This window comes from Mucilaginibacter aureus (genome assembly GCF_053514885.1).
In genome coordinates this window covers 1411694-1429643 of record NZ_CP170601.1, presented here as the reverse complement: position 1 = coordinate 1429643, position 17950 = coordinate 1411694, and the positions used below count along the sequence as shown (strand labels likewise).

Sequence of the window (17950 nt, the reverse complement as noted above, 5' to 3'; positions counted from 1 at the left end):
ACTTACTCGCCCGATGTTCCACGTGGAACATTCTTAAACAATGACACTAAAGCAACACTCGCCCATATTGCCTCCAAAATTACAAAAGGGTAAAAACGGATGAGGTAAGACGAGAAGCAGCAAAGCCCCGCACCAACTATGTTGCTGATAATATAGTAGTAGCTGTTGGCCGAAACCTTTTTATTTAAATTTAAAAAGAACGCAACTAATAGAATAATAACGCCGGTTGTTGCTATGATATCGGGTGTGCTCATGCTTCACTCATTTCTGTTAACTCCAGCCAACGGGTTGTTTTATCTTCCAACTCTTCTGTCAGATCGGATATTTTATCAGCCAGGTACGCCAACTCTTGATGGTTAGTTATGCCCGAATTTAGCTCGGCTGTAAAGGTTTTTATCTCGGCTTCAATATGAGCTATGCGTTTTTCAAGTTCTTCCAACTCCTTTTGATCTTTAAAATTGAGCTTGCTTTTCTTAGGAGCCGGTGGTGCGGCCTGTACCGGTTTCTTAGCATCTTCAATCGCTTTCTTTTTAGCGAGTGCTTTTGCTTCTTCCTGCTCAAAGCGGTACGACGAGTAATTACCGTTATATATCCTTACCTTCCCATCGCCTTCCAGTATAAACAACTGGTCGGTTAGTTTATCAAGCAAATATCTGTCGTGCGTAACTAATACCAACACGCCAGGGTAATTGGTTAAAAAATCCTCCAATACATTAAGCGTATCAATATCCAGATCATTGGTAGGCTCATCCAGTATCAAAAAGTTAGGGTTCTTCATCAGGATGTGCATCAGCTGCAACCGCTTCTTTTCGCCACCACTCAGTTTGGATATAAACCCATGCTGTTTAGCAGGAGGGAACAAAAATTGGGTAAGCAACTGTGATGCAGTAATGGTTTTGCCATCGGCCATTAAAATATACTCGGCCACGTTTTTAACCACGTCAATTACACGATCGGTTTCTTTAAAAGTGATACCCCCCTGATGGAAGTAACCCATCACCGTAGTTTCGCCTTTATCTATTTTACCACTATCCGGCTGCAACGAACCGGTGATCATGTTCAGATATGTTGATTTACCACTGCCATTCTTCCCGGCCAAACCAATACGATCGCCCTTTTTAAAGGTGTAGCTAAAATCCTCTATTAAAGTTTTTCCCTGGAAACCTTTGGTCAGATGGTTGATCTCCATGATCTTGTTGCCCTGGCGCGCAGCCTTCATGCTTAGTTCAACTTTTTCAAGCGGACCAGCATTCTTGGTTTTTTCTTCCAACTCATAAAAGGCATTAATGCGCGACTGTGATTTGGTACCGCGTGCCTGTGGTTGCCTGCGCATCCATTCCAATTCTTTCTTTAATAAGTTGGAGTTTTTATGAAACTGCAATACGTCGGTAGCTTCGCGCTCGGCTTTCTTTTCGAGGTAGTAACCATATTTACCATTGTAGTTAAATATCTTACCACGCTCAATCTCGATAATTTCATTACATACATTATCAAGGAAATACCTGTCGTGTGTAACCAGTAAAATGGTTTTGTTGCCTTCGGTCAGCAAGCTCTCCAGCCATTCTATCGTATCGATATCCAGGTGGTTGGTGGGCTCATCTAAAACATATATTTCCGGATCGGCTATAAGCAACTGTGCCAGAGCCAGTCGTTTCTTCTGACCTCCTGATAAGGTATCGATCTTCTGTTCTAAGTGGTGAATATCAAGGCGGCCCAAAATGGTCTTGATATTATGCTCATATTCCCAGGCATCGTTGTTACTGATCTCTTCGGTTACTTTTTCAATTTCAGCATAGTTATCAGGGTCATCCTCCAGTAATTCTTCATACCGGCGTATCAGCTGCTGCTGGATATTATCCGATTGAAAAATAAAATCGCTGATGGTGGCATCTTTGGCAAACTGGGGATCTTGTTCCAGGTACCCTAACTTTAATTCTTTACTCCTTACTACCTTGCCTTCAACAGGTAAAAACTGGCCGGCTAATAATTTTAATAAGGTTGATTTGCCTGCACCGTTAGCGCCAACCAAGGCCACACGGCGGCCGCGGTTAATGCCAAAGGTTAACTGGCGAAACAACCAGGTATCGTTAAATGAATGGCCGAGATTTTCTGCTGAAATATAAGTACTCACTGTATTTGTTTAATTTTATTGTATTACTGACAATTAGTCTGCTTTTTACGGCCCGATATTTATCTATAGCGCCACAAAGCCAAAATAATTGTGCAAAAGTACGGAAATAATAATTATGGTATAAAAATTGTATGTTACAACATATAATTTAAAAAGGGATAGACAATGAAAAAAGTATTGCACCCGGCCAATGAGCGTGGGTATAATGACATCGGATGGTTAAAAGCTAATTTTTCGTTCAGCTTTGCAGGCTATTATGATCCTGAAAAGGTACATTTTGGCGCTTTACGCGTGCTGAACGATGACTATATAGCACCAGCAATGGGTTTTGGTTTACACCCGCATGATAACATGGAGATCATCACCATCGTATCAAAAGGTGCTTTGGAACATAAAGACAGCATGGGCAACGTTGGTATTATTAAAGCCGGCGAAGTGCAGATCATGTCGGCAGGTACCGGCATACGTCATTCTGAATATAATCCATCAAAAACAGAAGAAACCAATTCGTTCCAGATCTGGATTTTTCCGAAAGAAGAAAACATTACACCAAGGTACGATCAGAAAAGCTTTACCGGCGCAATGGTGCAAAATGAGTTCACAACGTTGATAGATGCTCAAAAATCCGAAGATACCTTATGGATAAACCAGGATGCCCGTTTAACTATGGGTAAATTTGATGCCGGTAAAGCGGTGGATTACAAAATACAATATCCCGGTAACGGAGCTTATGTATTTATCATTGATGGCAGCGTTGAAATTGATGCCAAAACCTTAAATACACGCGATGCGATAGGTATTTATGATACTGAAAGCTTTACCATAACCACTCAAACAGAAGCAACGATCCTGATTATCGAAGTGCCTATGTTCTGATTTAAAATTTTTGTTTTAGTTAATTGTGAGGGAGGTTGCAAACAATCTCCCTTTTGTTTGTTATAACATATTGACAATAAAATATTAATATGGCAGACGAGGCTGTACCGGGATATAAACGCTGGCTGGAAGAAACCGGCGATCAGGTCAATTTTTTTACATCATTTTTTCGAAATGTGTTCAGGGGAGGCTTTGAATGGTCGGAGTTTGTGCGCCAGTGCTACGAGATAGGTTATAGATCGTTCACCCTGGTAGGCATCACTTCGTTTATTATGGGCGTGGTGCTCACACTGCAATCGCGGCCAACGCTGGTAAAATTTGGCGCCAGCAGCATGCTGCCTTTAATGGTGTGCGTATCTATAGTCCGCGAAATAGGGCCGGTAATTACCGCTATCATCTGTGCCGGTAAAATATCATCGGGCATTGGCGCCGAGCTGGGCAGTATGAAGGTTACCGAGCAAATTGATGCGATGGACGTATCGGGTGCCAACCCCATGCAATACCTGGTAGTTACGCGCATACTGGCCACTACCATAATGATACCATTACTAACCTTAATGGGTGATGTTTTAGGGCTGTTTGGTGGCTTTTTGGCCGTTAGCCTGGCCGATCATACCAGCTGGACCTTATACTTCGCTAAATGCGTTAATTCTATCGGCTTTACTGATTTACTGCCGGCTTTTGTTAAAACTATATTTTTTGGTTTTGCAGTGGGCTTTGTAGGCTGCTACAAAGGCTATAACTCAAACAGCGGTACCGAAAGCGTGGGCCGCGCTGCAAACTCGGCGGTGGTAAGCGCTTCGTTATGGATATTTTTTCTGGATGTGGTTGCCGTACAGGTAACTCAATTACTTTTTTACTAAGATGAGCACCGCAGAAGAAACGAAAAAAGCGCCTGCCGAAAAGGAAAAGGCTGATAGCAAAAACGAAGTTGTTGTGGAGATGAAAAATGTCCGCAAAACTTTTGGTACCAAAGATGTATTGAAAGATGTCAGCCTTACGCTAAAACGGGGCGAAAACCTGGTGATATTGGGCCGGTCTGGTCAGGGTAAATCGGTAACCATTAAATGTATAGTAGGCATGCTTACGCAGGATGACGGCACGGTACAGGTGTTGGGCGACGAAGTATCGGAAATGGACGATACCCAATTGAAAGAATTACGCACCAAAGTAGGTTTCCTGTTTCAAAGCGGGGCACTGTATGATTCGATGACCGTGAGGGAAAACCTTGAATTCCCGCTCACACGTGTGTTAAAGATACACGAGCAAAGCGAACTTGACCAGCGTGTTGAAGAGATATTGGATGCCGTTGGTTTGAAAGAGGCCGTTGATAAAATGCCATCGGAACTATCGGGCGGGATGCGCAAACGCGTTGGTCTGGCCCGCACATTGATCGTAAAGCCGGAAATCATGTTGTACGATGAGCCGACAACCGGCCTCGATCCCATTACCTCGCGCGAAATAAGCGACCTGATACTGCAGATGCAGAAAAAATATAAAACCTCATCCATTATCATTACACACGATATGGAGTGCGCCAAAATAATAGCCGACCGTTTGATCGTATTGAACGATGGATTATTTGTGGCGGAAGGTTCGTTTGACGAACTCAAAAAATCGGATAAAGAATTTGTAAGATCATTTTTTAAATAAATACCATGAAAACCACTACCGGACAAAAGCTAAAAATTGGATTATTTACCCTGATAGGTATAGTTATCCTTTTTGTGGCGATATTTTTAATAGGAAGTCAGAAAAACCTGTTTAGCTCAACATATGGAGTTTACGGCATATTTAAAAACGTTGGCGGCCTGCAGGTAGGCAACAATGTACGCCTTGCGGGGATAAACGTTGGCGTTGTTCAAGGTATCAACATTTTGACCGATACATCAGTACGTGTTGACCTGACGTTGAACAGCAACGTTAAAAAGTTTGTTAAAACAGATGCCAAATTATCAATAGGTACCGATGGTTTTATTGGCGACAAGCTGATCACGATCAGTCCGGGCGGGCCGAACACAACCGCCACTGCCGAAAACGGCCAACTGCTGGCAACTGTGCCGCCGGTTGATGTAGATAAGATCATCGCGAAAGCAACAACCATTATTACCAATGCCTCAAACATTACCGGCGACCTTTCGGAGATAGTAGCCAAAGTAAATAACGGACAGGGCAGCATTGGCCGTTTGCTGAATAACGATAAAATGGCCAAGGATATGGAAAAAACTGTAAAGGAAGCCAAAAATACCATGAGCTCGGTTAAAACTACTACCGGCACCCTAAATGAAGATTTAAAGGCGGCACAGCATAACTTTTTGTTAAAAGGCTTCTTTAAAAAGAAAGAAAAAGCGGCACAAGCAAAAAAAGACTCGATAAATAAGGCTAATGGAGTTGTAGATACAACTAAGAAAAAACGCAAGGGTTTTTTAGGCCTGGGCGGTAAAGGATAACACGTTTAATTGTTTGATTTTTTGGCATCCGGTAAATTATTTGCCGGATGCTTTTTTATGCCTTATTGCTGCCTGCAACCTGGGTTGGCTCATCATACTGATGGATAACCGTTTGCGTTGGGAAGGCAAAATCGCCATGGTTTTGCTGTACTATTTCGATGATCTTAAAATTGATCTCTTCCTTAATTTTTAAGTACGGGTTATAATCCATCATTTCGATATAGTACAATACCTGCAGATCTAACGACGAAGCGCCAAAATTTTCGAAGGTGACAATGGCATCATTATTGGTTTTTTCGTGCGCATTTATGTAATCGGTGATCTTTTGTGCGATGATCTTAATATCGGCAACCGGGGTATCGTAGGTAAGGCCCACGTCAAAACGAATGCGGCGATAATTGCGCACCGTCATGTTCTCTAACGGCGTGTCGATCATCTTTTTGTTGGGCATGGTTACCAGGCTTTTTTCGGCGGTGCGGATCCGGGTGCTGCGGAAACCTACCTTTTCAACCGTGCCTTCAATACTGTTAACCTTTACAAAATCGCCAACTACAAAAGGCTTATCCACAAATATGGTGAATGAGCCTAACAGGTTCTCTAAACTTTCTTTTGCGGCCAGGGCTATCGCTATACCGCCAATACCCAGGCCGGTGATCAGCGTAAGCACATTGATCTCGAACACATAACCCAGTATCACAAAAAAAGCGATGGTGATGGTGGTGATCTTTACCAGCTCTTTCACAAAGGGCACCAGTTGGTCGTCTTCTTTTGATTCGCTTAGCGATGCCCGGTAGGCAAAAACATGAGCAACAAAATCAATAAGCCGTAAAATGATCCAGAACAACGAGATCAGCATCATGAGCAGGAATAGCTTATCAACTACTTCAATGGTGGTAATGCTGGTTATCTTCTGTACTTTATCAACCGTGGTTTTGCGCTCAAAAATAACTTCATTAAGCGGATAGCTCAACTGGTTAATGGCCAGGTAGATCAAATCAAGGCTGATAAAGAACTGTATAGGCTTAATTAACAGCTCGACAAATATGGCCGCGTTCACTTCTTTACCAAAACGCCCGAAAAACAACAATAATAGCTTGCTGATGAGCCGCGAGAATATTTTTTTAAAACATAGCCAAAGCAACAGGATGCCTGTAAAAAGGATGTAGCTCTTTACAGTATTGCCTAAAAACAATGTATTAAAAAATGCAGTATTCATATCGTAAAAGTATTGCGCTAAAGGTAGTAAAACGCCCAAACAAAAAAACCTCCCTGTAAACAGGAAGGCTCTTTTTTATATTTGAAAGACTATACTCTCTTAGATTTGATACGAGCTGCTTTACCGGTAAGGGCACGCAGGTAATATAGTTTAGCACGGCGTACTTTACCGTTGCTGTTTACTTCGATTTTATCAATGTTTGGCGAGTTAACAGGGAAGATACGCTCAACGCCAATACCGTTGCTTACTTTACGTACGGTAAAAGTTTCGGTGCTACCTGCACTGTTGCGTTGTATAACCACGCCTTGGTAAACCTGGATACGTTCCTTGTTACCTTCTCTGATTTTATAGTGTACACTAATGGTATCGCCTGATTTGAATGTAGGATATACCTTTTTTTCTACTGATTGTTCTTCAACAAATTTTACTAAATCCATGATTTTTAGCTCTTAAAGTCGATTTTTAACCCGTAAAAATCGGATTGCAATTATAGGGATTTTTTTTTGTTTAAAAAAGTGTTATTTAAAATTTTCCACAATTGTATTTTAATTAACAAAATATAGTGCTTTAACGCTTATTATAGACAGAATGCAAAATGATGTATTTACCCGGTATATTATTAAACATCAAAAGGTAGATGTCCTCCTGATCCCAATTGACGTTTGCTATGCGCGCAGCATATGGGGCGAAATTTGTTGTATTGACGATGGTATTAATGCCTTGCGGAAAGATAGTATCCGTACTGGTAGCTTCCCAAAGTGCATTATCAATAGCAGTACCATTCAAATCAAGAATCGCTTTCTGAAAATGAGCAACTATCCATTCCTGTGGATGGTCAGCCTTTAGCGAAAAATAAGGATCTTTTTGATCTTCGCTTATAGTTAAACGAATGTGCTGGTCACTATCACTAAAAATAAAACGTGGTTTCCATGTGTCGCTTTTCCTGTCGGTCGGGCCGTTGATGGTAGCGTTTGTTGTGCCTGCAATATCGTAAGCAAAAGTCCTGATAGGCTTATCTCCCTGAATGTTATCGTATTTCGGCGTGTAAACAATGATTTGAACATTAACAGGGTCATTACCAAACTCAACATTATCGATATTATACGAGGTTGCCAGCTTTTGCATTTTTTTGATGATCTCAGTCCGACCGGCAGAGTTAAATGATATTGTCACCGAATCGACCCGGTTGATATCAATGGTAGTGGTGTTAAAATCTACTTCGAAATGAGAGGTAACGCGTGTGTCAGGGCTTACATTGCGGTTTTTCTTACAGGAGCCCAACAGAACTGTACCGGCGATCAAAAACGCCGGGAAAATAAAGTGTTTGATTTTCATTGTTGTTGTTTTATAATCTCCGCCATAGTTGACGTTAAACAACAACACAATAAATAAATCGAAAAGGTTGCCTTAATTTATCTTGTACTCGTTTGCAAACGAGCGTAAGGTCGGGTTTTTACACGGCCAGCATTTGCAAAACCGGCTCATCCTTGGCCCTGTTAAACAAAGTATAAATAGCGATCTGATCTTGTTTTGATGGAACGGTGAACACATTGGCCTGAAAAACAACGGTTTGTGGGTTAACAACCTGGTCGCTTAGCAAAACCCAACCATCGGCGGAGTTTACCTCCAGATCGCCCATCACTTCGATACTAAAACCGTAGAAAATATATTGGCTGAATACCGACCGGAACTTTTGGCTGGGTTTTACCTGGCTCGCAACGTTGTAAGCGGCAAGTAATTGTTCGATCTCTTTAGCGGTGGCCGCATCCGTTAAAATATCGATATCATTTGGCACAACCGGATATCCCGCAAGGTAAAGGCTTGCCGTACCGATAAGCATCCAGTTGCCTTTTATTGTGGCCAACTTTTGAGCAAGTTGTACTAAGATGTTATTTATTGTGCTCATTTTAACAGATCGGGCCGGCGTTGTTTGGTGCGCTCCAAAGCTTGCTCAAAGCGCCATTTTTCAATTTCGGGCGTGTTGCCGCTTAACAGGATGTCGGGTACCTTGTGGCCGTTCCAGTCGGCAGGGCGGGTGTAAACCGGCGCATCCAGCATATCGTCCTGGAAAGAATCGGATAAAGCAGATGTTTCATCGCTCAATACACCGGGTATTAATCGCACCACGGCGTCAACCAGCACCGCTGCGGGCAGTTCGCCACCGGAGAGTACATAATCACCAATAGATATCTCGCGGGTCACAAAGAGGTCGCGGATACGCTGATCGATGCCTTTATAGTGGCCGCATAAAATAATGATGTTGCCTTTAATGGATAGCTGGTTGGCTATCTTTTGGTTAAGCGTTTCGCCATCGGGCGACATAAAGATGATCTCATCATAATCGCGTTCCGCCTTTAGGGCTTCAATGCATTTGGCGAATGGCTCAATGGTCATCACCATGCCGCTGCCACCTCCGTACGGATAATCATCAACACTTTTTTGTTTTTGGTTACTGTAGTCGCGCAGGTTATGTACGTGTATTTCGGCGATCCCCTTTTTTTGTGCACGCTGTAAAATAGAATGGGCAAAAGGGCTTTCGAGCAAGCCTGGCAAAACGGTGATGATATCAAAACGCATTTTGCAAAGATAGAGCTTAGTATTGAGTATTGCGATATGCGTATTGCGACGTGCTTTATTGTTCCACGTAGAACATTAAAGGATTTTCTGTATCGTCCAGACATGGCCAAACGGGTCTTTCAGGTCGCCCTGGCGGTAGCCGTACTCATAATCGGTAACAGGGTTAAGTATTATTGCACCGGCTGCAACAGCTCTGTCGAAAACCGCGTGTACATCATCAGTAAACAGACCAATAGTTACCGTAGTTGTGTTTATTTTATGAGGGTAAGTGCCGCTTGATGTCGATGTCTCCTCGTGCAGATGAAATATTGCACCGTCAATATCAAACTCCACCACATGGATGGAGCCATCATCATTGGTATAACAGAAATGCTCGTTGGCGCCGAAGGCATTTTTATAAAAGCTGACATCGGTGGTGCCGTTTTCAATTTTAAGCACTGGCGCAAAGGCGGTTTGAGTTTTCATGATCGATATTGTTAATTAGTTAATGCGATGATCTTCTGAATTTGTTTTCTGTTCTTGTATAGCTTGTACTGAAAAATAACAGTGTAGATGACCAAAAGATAGACCGGGTACAAGTACATATATCCAAGGTAATCGAGCCCGTAAATATACCAGGTGGCTATTAAAAACATGCCTGCGGCTATGTAAACGGCAATTTGCATCGATCCGGATCTATAATTTATCATAGTGATATTTTCTAACTTTTCTTTGGAAAACACTGATAACAACAGTCCGATAGTACCAGCGTAGTAAATGCCTGTTAACAAATCATTGTTAGTATAATTCACACATGCGTAAATTGCTCTTAACAATATACACGTAATCAGCAAATACAACCCTCCGTTGTGAAAGTATTTGTGTGGTAAAGGAGGAGAATTATTAAGACCCTCCTGGCTTTTGAAATATAAAAAGGAATTGGACAGTGCGATAAAAATGACCGGCTGGTATAAAAAAAAGTAAAGGGGCAAAAAGGCAAGAAATCTCGGAACTACAGACAATAGGCTAAAGATGAACAGGGCAACAGGGACTAAAACAGCTATAAAAACAGATAGATACAAAGCCTTATGCCGGGAGGCTTGTGACCTTTCATTTTCAGCTCTGTTTGCTGAGAAGCAGATAAAAAACAGGCCAATAACGATCAGCGTTATTGTGACCTCATCGGTGTAATTCTCGCTCCCGACTAACATTGAACGGCGATGACCGTTGCTCAAAAACTTAAAGGTAAAACTTTCAAATGCAAAAAAATACCCTAAAACCAAACCGGGCACGGCCAGCATATAGCCAATGTATTTAAAATAAGAGGGCAACAGCAAATTAGTTCTCATCAAGGTAGGTAATAGTTTACAAATGGTATACCATTAATACGCTAAATATCAATTAGTCACCCTCTTCCAGCATAAAAATATCTTCTACAGGTTTTTTAAATACCTGGGCGATCTTGAGGGCCAATACCGTTGACGGTACGTATTTATTGCTCTCGATAGTATTAATGGTTTGGCGCGATACACCGATCAGCCCGGCAAGCTCGGCCTGGGTAAGGTTTTTTATGGCGCGCTCAACGCGGAGGTTATTTTTCATACTCTTCCTCCTTACCTAATGATCGGCCCGACCAATATATCTTCCAACGGAAAATAACAATGAACAGCATCAGCGGCACCCACAGGTTAAGCCGCAGCATATCTTTATAATCGGCCTTATTGTTGGTGAACACCAGGCATATAATGAGCACGGCATAATTGGCGAAGATGGCCCAGCGCAACGACGATAACCGAAGCTGATAGATCTGCTCATCCTCTATCCGCTCGCGCGAGAAGGCGATGAGGAACAGGCCGGATACCATCAGTACAACCGTGAGCACAAAAAGCAAATGGCCGGAACTTAACAGGGTGGTATCAGCCGGGTCGGAATGAATGTCGTACGACTTAAAGATCAATATCACCGGCAAGTGAACCAGGAACAACGCCAGGCCAAGCCAGCGGCACCAGGAGGGAAACAGAAATTGTGGTTTCATGGGGTTAGTTTAGTTATTGTTAGACTAATATTGATTTAACAGCACCCAGCCTGTTGTCGCGTAATCTGCGCTGCTGGAACCAGATAATATAAATGATGGGTATGGTAATCAGGTTGATTATTTGCACCAACAGAAAATCGAAACCATAAATTAACAGGTCGGCGATGAGTAAGATGGCATAATTAGCGTAAACGGCAACCTGCATCGATTCGAGCCTGAGCATATCCACGTACTCATCTTCCTGGCGTTCTTTTGAGTAGGCCCACATCAGCAGGCAAAGCGGCAAGAGGGTAAACAGGCTATCAGCTATTTCGGTATTGCCGTTTAAAACATGCGTGCCTATAACAAGCAGGATAAGCCATACCGACGTAAAAATGCCGATAAAGCGCCAGGGCTTATTGGCCAAATAGCCAATACCGTTTACCTCGAACATCGATTTGTTACTCAGGATCAAATAATTAAACCGGGCTATAAAAATAACAAGGGGCGCAAAAAGATTGTAGACAGTAAATTTGTTGTCGAAGGGATCGATGATTTTAATCACCGGAATTTTAACCGCATCGGATGTTATGGAAATAACCAACAGGCAGGCATAAATAGCATAGCTGGCCAGTACCGACCATTGCAATGAGTTAAGCCTGATACGGGCTATTAATTCGTCTTCGCGCTTTAACCTTGAAAAAGCAATGAACACCAAACCCAGCACAAAAATAAAAAGGGCCGCTGTAGCGGTAAAGTTTTGAATGGCCGGTAAAAAAATATCGCCCTTTTCGCGGAGCTTAAACGCGAAGCCCGGGATCTTGTAATTACCATAAAGTACCAGGCATCCTAAAACAAGACCCGGAACAGCCAGCATATAGCCGATGTACTTAAAAAAGTAGGGAAATAAGAAACGTGATTTCATGTTTTGTCAAATTGATTAGACCAAATGTAAAACAAAGTTTACAAAAGTAAAGTATATTTGACAAAAATATTTTTAGTCGAGATAAATATCCAGCAAGCCTTCTGGCAGATCAACCATTACAACGTTTTTTACCATATCAATACCTTTGATCACAGCTTCGTTAAGCGGGAATAGCACCTCTTTACCCTGGTAGTGTACGGTGGCTATCAGCTGCTGTGGCAGCTCCTGCAGTTCGATGATCTCGCCCAGCTCGCCCTCGTTCACATCAACGGCTATGAAGTTGAGCAGATCTTTTAAACCAAACTCGCCCTTTTTCTTTTTGGGTTTGAGTTTGTTGGGCAGGTAAATATCTTTTTTGGCCAGGGGGAAAGCCTTGTCGATATGATCAATATCCTCAAGGTAAATAAAGGCAGTGTTTTTTTGCGGCATTTTAAACGACTCAACAAAGTAGGGTACCAGCTTGCCGTTCACTTCTAAAAACAAAGCATCAAAGTCTAACTTTTCGGGTTCGGCAAAATCAATAAAAGCCTGCAGCTCGCCTTTTAAACCACGGGTTTTAATAACCGAACCAATACGGAAACAATCTTCGATCTTCATGTCTTACAAATGCCTTTAAAAAAGTATAGCGAAGCGCTCCGGTTAAGAAGATGCTTCGCTATAGCTCTGTTGTAATTAAATAACTTATTCTGCTGCTGGTTCTTCAGTTGCAGCTTCAGCCGTAGGTTCTTCAGTAGCTTCAGCAACTGGTGCTGCTTCTTCTGTTTCTTCAACCGGAGCTTCTTCTACTTCTTCAACCGGAGGAGCATTTTTAGCAGCGATAGCTGCAGCTTTGTCTTCTTTCTTTTTAGCTTCAGCAATTAAAGCAGCTTTTTTAGCTTCTTCTTTAGCCGATGATAAATTAGATTTTTTGCCGGTGATCTTACCGTCTTTTTGCTCAAGCCATGCAGTAAATTTCGCTTCAGCTTGTTCTTCGGTTAATGCACCTTTTTTAACGCCACCTTGCAGGTGTTTTTTGTACAACACACCTTTGTACGATAAGATCGCACGTACAGTATCTGTAGGTTGTGCGCCATCGTTAACCCAATCAAGGGTTTTGTCGAAGTTGATGTCAATTGTTGCGGGGTTTGTGTTTGGATTGTATGATCCGATACGCTCGATGAAACGACCGTCGCGAGGAGCACGTGAATCCGCTACCACGATGTAATAAAAAGGTTTTCCTTTTTTACCGTGTCTTTGCAGTCTGATTTTAGTTGCCATTTTTTGCTTTTTATGTATTCAACATATGTTCCCGGAGTTCTTTCTGCGGGGCTGCAAAGGTAAATAAAAAATTATAATTAATATACTGATTTTGTGATTAATAAAAAAATGAACGCAATGTGAGGCCAGAAAGCGGAAATAGTGAGATAGCGAATTACCGAAAGGCCATTTTTTTTGATTTTAACATTTAAAACAAAAAATGTATTTTTACGATACCATCTATCCCCGGGGTGGTCTATCTTTTGATTAAACAACAAAGCAATGCTTGAGCATCTTCTATCAGCGCTATCTGACTATGCATGGGCCTATAACCAAACGGAACACCAATACATTTTTATAGATCCGGCCATCGATACCGTTTTAGGGGTTACCCCCGATGATCTGAAAACGGATAAAAAAGCCTGGTATAAGAATATTCATCCGGCCGACCGTAAGCAAATGGTAAACACAAGCCTGGGCCTTAAGGTTGACGAGCAGGCGGAGCTATACTATCGCGTAAAGCTGGGCGACGAAATTAAGTGGTTGTACGAAAAAAAATTGCGATTTGTAGATAAAACTACCGGAAACAATGTTGTTTTAGGGGTGATCAAAGATGTGAGCGATAAACATGCCATCAACTACCATTTAAAAAACTCACTCGGGGATTTTAGCATTTTATTTGAAAAAAGTACCAGTCCGATGTGGATATACGAGGTGCCGTCGTTACGGATATTGAAGGTTAACGCCGCCGCAGTTGAGCATTATGGTTATACCGAAGAGCAGTTCCTGTCGTTCACCATTAGGGATATCCGCCCTAAAATAGACCTGGCTAAGTTTAACGAATATATTTTTCGTAAGGGCATTACCCGCAGAGCACTCCCCGGTTTAAATACCGGCGGTATCTGGAAACACATTAATAGCAAAGGAGAGTTGATCTACGCCGAAATTACCGGGTACGAAATTAAATATAACAACGCCTCGTGCCGTATTGTGATTGCCACTGATGTTACTGAACGTGTGCGTTTTGAACAGGAGCGCGATGGGGCTAAACAATTAGATACGAGCGGATAGGTGCGTGGATTTCAGTCAAAGCGGCGCTATACGCTCATACTACACAGGCATTAGGCACGGGGCCGGTATCCTCTGCAACGCGGGGTTCATTTTCAAACTTTGTGGGAGAGACTGTCATGGTGAACCTCTCGAACCACGGCGGGCAGGCCATCGCACGCTATCCTTCGACAAGCTCAGGATGACAGCCCTATTTAATTACGCTTTTTTCTGCTCCTGATCCGTGTTTTTATCGCACCAGTTTTGACTCATGTACCACTCTTTTGTCTTAAAAATGTGAGACACTTTTGCAATGTGAGTTGCGTAACTTTATGGATTATAGGTTGTTATTGAGGTTATTAATGAAGGAGCTTTGGGTAGTTTTAAGGCACAAGTTAATCCAGCACACCACCAGCCCTTAAACTTGCGCAAGTAAATGTACGTTCTTTGAATATTGTAGCAATACCGAATGCAGACATAGGTATACCGATGCCATACCCATGTAATACCGATGTGTTTGATGGGTATTAAAATTGGAAAATGTGGCCCTGAGACTCAAAAGCGAAGAAAGTGCGAAAAAAGTCACGAAAATACCGAAAAATACCTATGTTTTCGCCAAGGCTACAGCATATGAAGTTTGTGTTTGGGAGGCCGAAAAGACTTGTATAGCCGATCTGCATAGCGGTAGATTTCACGCTATAGCTCGCTATGACGTAGAAAAACTGGCGTAAGTTCAATTTCTCAATGAGGAAACAAATCCGAAATCAAAAATCCGAATTCCGAAATTAAAGAGAAAGTATTTCTACGATCTTCAGGAAATTAGGATTAATATCAACGTGGTGCTTGATGGCGTTTTCGAATTGGGTGTATGATATTTCGTTATGTACCACGCCAACCATTTCGTTACGGTGGCCGGCCAGCAGGGCCTCAACTGCGGCAACGCCAACACGGCTTGCTAGTACACGGTCCATACAGCTTGGCCTGCCGCCGCGTTGTATATGGCCCAAAATAGAGATACGGGTATCGTAATTTGGATATTTTTCTTTTACCTGGCGGCCTATCTCAAAAGCACCGCCGGCTTCCTCGGCTTCGGCAACCATCACAATTTTTGATGACTTATCCCTGCGGCCACGATCTAAACGATCAAACAAAGCGGTAATATCGGTTTTGCTTTCGGGAATGATGATGGCTTCGGCGCCGGCTGCTATACCGGTACGCAGGGCGATAAGGCCCGAGTCGCGGCCCATTACTTCCACAATAAACAACCTGTCGTGCGATTCGGCCGTGTCGCGGATCTTATCAACCGCATCGATCACGGTATTGATGGCCGTATCGTAGCCGATGGTAAAATCGGTACCGTTCAAATCGTTATCAATAGTGCAGGGCAAGCCTACAACGGGTATATCATATTCTTTACCAAAAACCTTGGCACCGGTAAAGGTACCATCGCCACCGATGGCCACCAAAGCATCAATTTTATGCTCAACTAAATGTTCGTAAGCCTTTTTACGACCTTCGACGGTTTTAAAGTTATCGCTGCGGGCTGTTTTGAGTATGGTGCCACCACGCTGGATAATATTGGCCACCGATTTGCGCTCCATGGGTATCATTTCGCCGTTGATCATGCCTTCGTAGCCGCGACGTATGCCGGTAACCTGCAGATCGTAATATAATGCCGAACGTACCACTGCCCTAATGGCAGCATTCATGCCCGGGGCATCGCCGCCGGAAGTAAAAACACCTATATTTTTAATTTGAGCCATTGTTCTTTTTGTATTCCGCTAATCCGGCCTGCAAAAATTTAATATAGTTATCCGGGTTATAGTCTGCGCCTTGCGCCGGTAACAGTTGATCGCCCTTGCTGTTAAGTATTACATAGTCGGGCTGCGAGTTTGAATTAAATCTTTCGGCCTGGATATCGCTCCATTTTGCGCCCAAAAGTGTGATTTTTTTCCCACTAAACGAAGAAGTATACTGCTGGTTTTTTTCGAGCTCAACTTTTTTATCATCAACATAGGCCTCAACCAGTACAAATTCGTTCTTTAATAATTTGTGTACCTCCGGGTTACTCCATACGTTGTTTTCCATTTTTCGGCAATTAACACAGTTCCAGCCGGTAAAATCGAGCAGGATAGGTTTATGGGTAATTTTTGATACGGCCAGAGCCTGATCATAATCGTACCAGCCATCCAGGTCCATTACTTTACCGCGGGTAAAGCCTTCTTCGTATTTTTTAGGGCCAACGCTACTGATATCGGCACTTGGTTTTGAGTTACTACCTGTGCCACTAAGCTGAAGATTGTATAAGTTAAAATCCTGTGTGGCGGGTGGCGGTAAGTACGCGCTAATGAATTTTAAAGGCGCACCCCATAAACCCGGAACCATATAAAGGGTAAATGAAAATAAAATAATTGCCATAAATATCCGGGGCACACTTATGAAAGGCAGGTCGGAATCGTGCGAAAATTTCAATTTTCCAATCAAATATAACCCTGCTAAAAGCGCGATGATGATCCACAGCGATAAAAACACTTCCCTGTCAAACCAATTCCAATGATAGGCCAGGTCGACGTTTGATAAAAACTTAACTGAAAATGCCAACTCTAAAAAGCCGAGCATCACCTTTACGCTATTAAGCCAGCCGCCCGATTTTGGCAGTGATTTTAATAATGATGGAAAAACTGCAAACAACGTAAACGGTATTGCCAGCGCCAGCGAAAACCCAAACATACCAATAGCAGGCCCCAAAAGAGCCCCTTTGGTTGCCGTGTCAACTAAAATCCAACCAATAATGGGCCCGGTGCAACTAAATGAAACAACCGATAAGGTCGCCGCCATAAAAAATATGCCGCCTAAGCCCCCCCGATCGGAATTTGCGTCGAGCTTATTTGCTAATGATGACGGAAGATTAATTTCGAATGCTCCTAAAAAAGACGAAGCGAATACCAGTAACAACAGGAAGAATAGAAAATTAAAAATCCCGTTGGTTGCCAAATTATTTAATGCCGCCGAACCGAAAATAATAGAAACAAGTAAACCTAAGCCAACATAGATAACTATAATCGACAAGCCGTATAAAGCAGCTTTAACAATACCTCCGCTACGTGTACCACCTTGTTTTAAAAAAAGCTAACTGTTAGTGGTATCATAGGAAAGATACACGGCATAATCAATGCCGCAAAACCACCGAGCAAGCCAGCAAGAAATATCTGCCACAAAGTTTTTGGTATTTCTACCTTAACAACGGTAACGCCCGGTACGCTTTTACCATTGGCTACTGCCTGTGTTACTGCTGCTGTAGTTTTTGCCGCCGAATCCATTTTTGCCTTGCGCATGGCTATGCTATCGGCAGCGGTTGGTATACTGATAAACTGTACGTCTTCGGTTGATACGGTATCCGGCTTTTTGTTTTGTGCGATGGTTCTATCCGCCGAAAAGCAAAAAAAGGTCAGTAACAATAAAAGTATATTTAATTGTTTTTTCATGATTTGATGCTGCA

20 protein-coding genes and 1 pseudogene are annotated in these 17950 nt (G+C 42.6%); 5 read left to right on the top strand and 16 right to left on the bottom strand.

What is annotated here, in order from left to right; all coding sequences use genetic code 11:
* Positions 1-2 precede the first annotated feature (2 nt).
* Positions 3-254, bottom strand: a complete 252-nt coding sequence (locus ACFGVR_RS06070) for a CBU_0592 family membrane protein (protein WP_448701798.1) — start codon at positions 252-254, stop codon at positions 3-5.
* Positions 251-2131 (bottom strand): ABC-F family ATP-binding cassette domain-containing protein, encoded by a 1881-nt coding sequence (locus ACFGVR_RS06065; RefSeq protein ID WP_448701796.1) that lies wholly within the window; start codon positions 2129-2131, stop codon positions 251-253. Before ACFGVR_RS06065 ends, ACFGVR_RS06070 begins: the two co-directional genes overlap by 4 nt.
* A 165-nt stretch (positions 2132-2296) precedes the next feature.
* Here ACFGVR_RS06065 and ACFGVR_RS06060 point away from each other — a divergent pair, with 165 nt between their 5' ends.
* The 4 genes from ACFGVR_RS06060 to ACFGVR_RS06045 all read left to right on the top strand — a co-directional run bounded on the left by ACFGVR_RS06060 (position 2297) and on the right by ACFGVR_RS06045 (position 5457).
* On the top strand, positions 2297-3007 hold the full coding sequence (locus ACFGVR_RS06060) for a pirin family protein (RefSeq protein ID WP_448701794.1): 711 nt from the start codon (positions 2297-2299) through the stop codon (positions 3005-3007).
* Between the two features lie 89 nt (positions 3008-3096).
* Entirely contained in the window at positions 3097-3870 is a 774-nt protein-coding gene (locus tag ACFGVR_RS06055) for an MlaE family ABC transporter permease (protein ID WP_448701793.1), read from the top strand.
* A gap of 1 nt (position 3871) precedes the next feature.
* Positions 3872-4660 (top strand): ABC transporter ATP-binding protein, encoded by a 789-nt coding sequence (locus tag ACFGVR_RS06050; protein WP_448701792.1) that lies wholly within the window; start codon positions 3872-3874, stop codon positions 4658-4660.
* 5 nt (positions 4661-4665) lie between these two features.
* Positions 4666-5457, top strand: coding sequence for an MlaD family protein (locus ACFGVR_RS06045; protein ID WP_448701791.1), 792 nt, complete (start codon positions 4666-4668; stop codon positions 5455-5457).
* A 55-nt stretch (positions 5458-5512) separates the two neighbouring features.
* Here ACFGVR_RS06045 and ACFGVR_RS06040 read toward each other — a convergent pair whose 3' ends face one another.
* The 12 genes from ACFGVR_RS06040 to ACFGVR_RS05985 all read right to left on the bottom strand — a co-directional run bounded on the left by ACFGVR_RS06040 (position 5513) and on the right by ACFGVR_RS05985 (position 13425).
* Positions 5513-6673 carry a mechanosensitive ion channel family protein gene (locus ACFGVR_RS06040; protein ID WP_448701790.1) on the bottom strand — a complete coding sequence of 387 codons (1161 nt, stop codon included), beginning with the start codon at positions 6671-6673 and terminating at the stop codon, positions 5513-5515.
* Positions 6674-6762: 89 nt separating this feature from the next.
* Positions 6763-7110 (bottom strand): 50S ribosomal protein L19, encoded by a 348-nt coding sequence (rplS, locus tag ACFGVR_RS06035; protein WP_448701788.1) that lies wholly within the window; start codon positions 7108-7110, stop codon positions 6763-6765.
* Positions 7111-7240: 130 nt separating this feature from the next.
* The gene (locus ACFGVR_RS06030) at positions 7241-8008 is read right to left on the bottom strand and encodes a hypothetical protein (protein WP_448701787.1); all 768 of its coding nucleotides are present in this window, start codon (positions 8006-8008) and stop codon (positions 7241-7243) included.
* A gap of 118 nt (positions 8009-8126) precedes the next feature.
* Positions 8127-8579 carry a nucleotidyltransferase domain-containing protein gene (locus ACFGVR_RS06025; protein ID WP_448701786.1) on the bottom strand — a complete coding sequence of 151 codons (453 nt, stop codon included), beginning with the start codon at positions 8577-8579 and terminating at the stop codon, positions 8127-8129.
* Entirely contained in the window at positions 8576-9250 is a 675-nt protein-coding gene (gene trmD, locus ACFGVR_RS06020) for a tRNA (guanosine(37)-N1)-methyltransferase TrmD (protein ID WP_448701785.1), read from the bottom strand. Before trmD ends, ACFGVR_RS06025 begins: the two co-directional genes overlap by 4 nt.
* Before the next feature lie 75 nt (positions 9251-9325).
* Positions 9326-9715, bottom strand: a complete 390-nt coding sequence (locus ACFGVR_RS06015; protein WP_448701784.1) for a VOC family protein — start codon at positions 9713-9715, stop codon at positions 9326-9328.
* 11 nt (positions 9716-9726) lie between these two features.
* Positions 9727-10578: a hypothetical protein gene (locus ACFGVR_RS06010; RefSeq protein ID WP_448701783.1), complete on the bottom strand. Its 852-nt coding sequence runs from the start codon at positions 10576-10578 to the stop codon at positions 9727-9729.
* Between the two features lie 52 nt (positions 10579-10630).
* A complete protein-coding gene (locus ACFGVR_RS06005; protein WP_448701781.1) occupies positions 10631-10831 on the bottom strand; it encodes a helix-turn-helix transcriptional regulator in 201 nt (66 codons plus the stop codon).
* Positions 10821-11264 (bottom strand): hypothetical protein, encoded by a 444-nt coding sequence (locus ACFGVR_RS06000; RefSeq protein WP_448701780.1) that lies wholly within the window; start codon positions 11262-11264, stop codon positions 10821-10823. The genes ACFGVR_RS06005 and ACFGVR_RS06000 overlap by 11 nt, the downstream gene beginning before the upstream one ends.
* 19 nt (positions 11265-11283) lie before the next feature.
* Positions 11284-12168 carry a hypothetical protein gene (locus ACFGVR_RS05995; protein WP_448701778.1) on the bottom strand — a complete coding sequence of 295 codons (885 nt, stop codon included), beginning with the start codon at positions 12166-12168 and terminating at the stop codon, positions 11284-11286.
* Between the two features lie 72 nt (positions 12169-12240).
* The gene (gene rimM, locus ACFGVR_RS05990) at positions 12241-12765 is read right to left on the bottom strand and encodes a ribosome maturation factor RimM (protein ID WP_448701777.1); all 525 of its coding nucleotides are present in this window, start codon (positions 12763-12765) and stop codon (positions 12241-12243) included.
* 84 nt (positions 12766-12849) lie between these two features.
* Positions 12850-13425, bottom strand: a complete 576-nt coding sequence (locus tag ACFGVR_RS05985) for a 30S ribosomal protein S16 (RefSeq protein WP_448701776.1) — start codon at positions 13423-13425, stop codon at positions 12850-12852.
* Positions 13426-13686: 261 nt separating this feature from the next.
* Here ACFGVR_RS05985 and ACFGVR_RS05980 point away from each other — a divergent pair, with 261 nt between their 5' ends.
* Positions 13687-14475 (top strand): PAS domain S-box protein, encoded by a 789-nt coding sequence (locus ACFGVR_RS05980; RefSeq protein WP_448701775.1) that lies wholly within the window; start codon positions 13687-13689, stop codon positions 14473-14475.
* 761 nt (positions 14476-15236) lie between these two features.
* Here ACFGVR_RS05980 and pfkA read toward each other — a convergent pair.
* Both pfkA and ACFGVR_RS05970 read right to left on the bottom strand, forming a co-directional pair.
* On the bottom strand, positions 15237-16214 hold the full coding sequence (gene pfkA, locus ACFGVR_RS05975) for a 6-phosphofructokinase (RefSeq protein WP_448701774.1): 978 nt from the start codon (positions 16212-16214) through the stop codon (positions 15237-15239).
* Positions 16201-17936: pseudogene (locus tag ACFGVR_RS05970) on the bottom strand (protein-disulfide reductase DsbD family protein). Before ACFGVR_RS05970 ends, pfkA begins: the two are co-directional and overlap by 14 nt.
* Positions 17937-17950: the final 14 nt, after the last annotated feature.

What these genes read in the sequence shown, in the direction of transcription:
- ACFGVR_RS06070 (WP_448701798.1), bottom strand. Translation starts at nt 254, where the DNA reads ATGAGCACACCCGATATCATAGCAACAACCGGCGTTATTATTCTATTA.
- ACFGVR_RS06060 (WP_448701794.1), top strand. Translation starts at nt 2,297, where the DNA reads ATGAAAAAAGTATTGCACCCGGCCAATGAGCGTGGGTATAATGACATC.
- ACFGVR_RS06055 (WP_448701793.1), top strand. Translation starts at nt 3,097, where the DNA reads ATGGCAGACGAGGCTGTACCGGGATATAAACGCTGGCTGGAAGAAACC.
- ACFGVR_RS06050 (WP_448701792.1), top strand. Translation starts at nt 3,872, where the DNA reads ATGAGCACCGCAGAAGAAACGAAAAAAGCGCCTGCCGAAAAGGAAAAG.
- ACFGVR_RS06045 (WP_448701791.1), top strand. Translation starts at nt 4,666, where the DNA reads ATGAAAACCACTACCGGACAAAAGCTAAAAATTGGATTATTTACCCTG.
- ACFGVR_RS06040 (WP_448701790.1), bottom strand. Translation starts at nt 6,673, where the DNA reads ATGAATACTGCATTTTTTAATACATTGTTTTTAGGCAATACTGTAAAG.
- rplS (WP_448701788.1), bottom strand. Translation starts at nt 7,110, where the DNA reads ATGGATTTAGTAAAATTTGTTGAAGAACAATCAGTAGAAAAAAAGGTA.
- ACFGVR_RS06030 (WP_448701787.1), bottom strand. Translation starts at nt 8,008, where the DNA reads ATGAAAATCAAACACTTTATTTTCCCGGCGTTTTTGATCGCCGGTACA.
- ACFGVR_RS06025 (WP_448701786.1), bottom strand. Translation starts at nt 8,579, where the DNA reads ATGAGCACAATAAATAACATCTTAGTACAACTTGCTCAAAAGTTGGCC.
- trmD (WP_448701785.1), bottom strand. Translation starts at nt 9,250, where the DNA reads ATGCGTTTTGATATCATCACCGTTTTGCCAGGCTTGCTCGAAAGCCCT.
- ACFGVR_RS06015 (WP_448701784.1), bottom strand. Translation starts at nt 9,715, where the DNA reads ATGAAAACTCAAACCGCCTTTGCGCCAGTGCTTAAAATTGAAAACGGC.
- ACFGVR_RS06010 (WP_448701783.1), bottom strand. Translation starts at nt 10,578, where the DNA reads ATGAGAACTAATTTGCTGTTGCCCTCTTATTTTAAATACATTGGCTAT.
- ACFGVR_RS06005 (WP_448701781.1), bottom strand. Translation starts at nt 10,831, where the DNA reads ATGAAAAATAACCTCCGCGTTGAGCGCGCCATAAAAAACCTTACCCAG.
- ACFGVR_RS06000 (WP_448701780.1), bottom strand. Translation starts at nt 11,264, where the DNA reads ATGAAACCACAATTTCTGTTTCCCTCCTGGTGCCGCTGGCTTGGCCTG.
- ACFGVR_RS05995 (WP_448701778.1), bottom strand. Translation starts at nt 12,168, where the DNA reads ATGAAATCACGTTTCTTATTTCCCTACTTTTTTAAGTACATCGGCTAT.
- rimM (WP_448701777.1), bottom strand. Translation starts at nt 12,765, where the DNA reads ATGAAGATCGAAGATTGTTTCCGTATTGGTTCGGTTATTAAAACCCGT.
- ACFGVR_RS05985 (WP_448701776.1), bottom strand. Translation starts at nt 13,425, where the DNA reads ATGGCAACTAAAATCAGACTGCAAAGACACGGTAAAAAAGGAAAACCT.
- ACFGVR_RS05980 (WP_448701775.1), top strand. Translation starts at nt 13,687, where the DNA reads ATGCTTGAGCATCTTCTATCAGCGCTATCTGACTATGCATGGGCCTAT.
- pfkA (WP_448701774.1), bottom strand. Translation starts at nt 16,214, where the DNA reads ATGGCTCAAATTAAAAATATAGGTGTTTTTACTTCCGGCGGCGATGCC.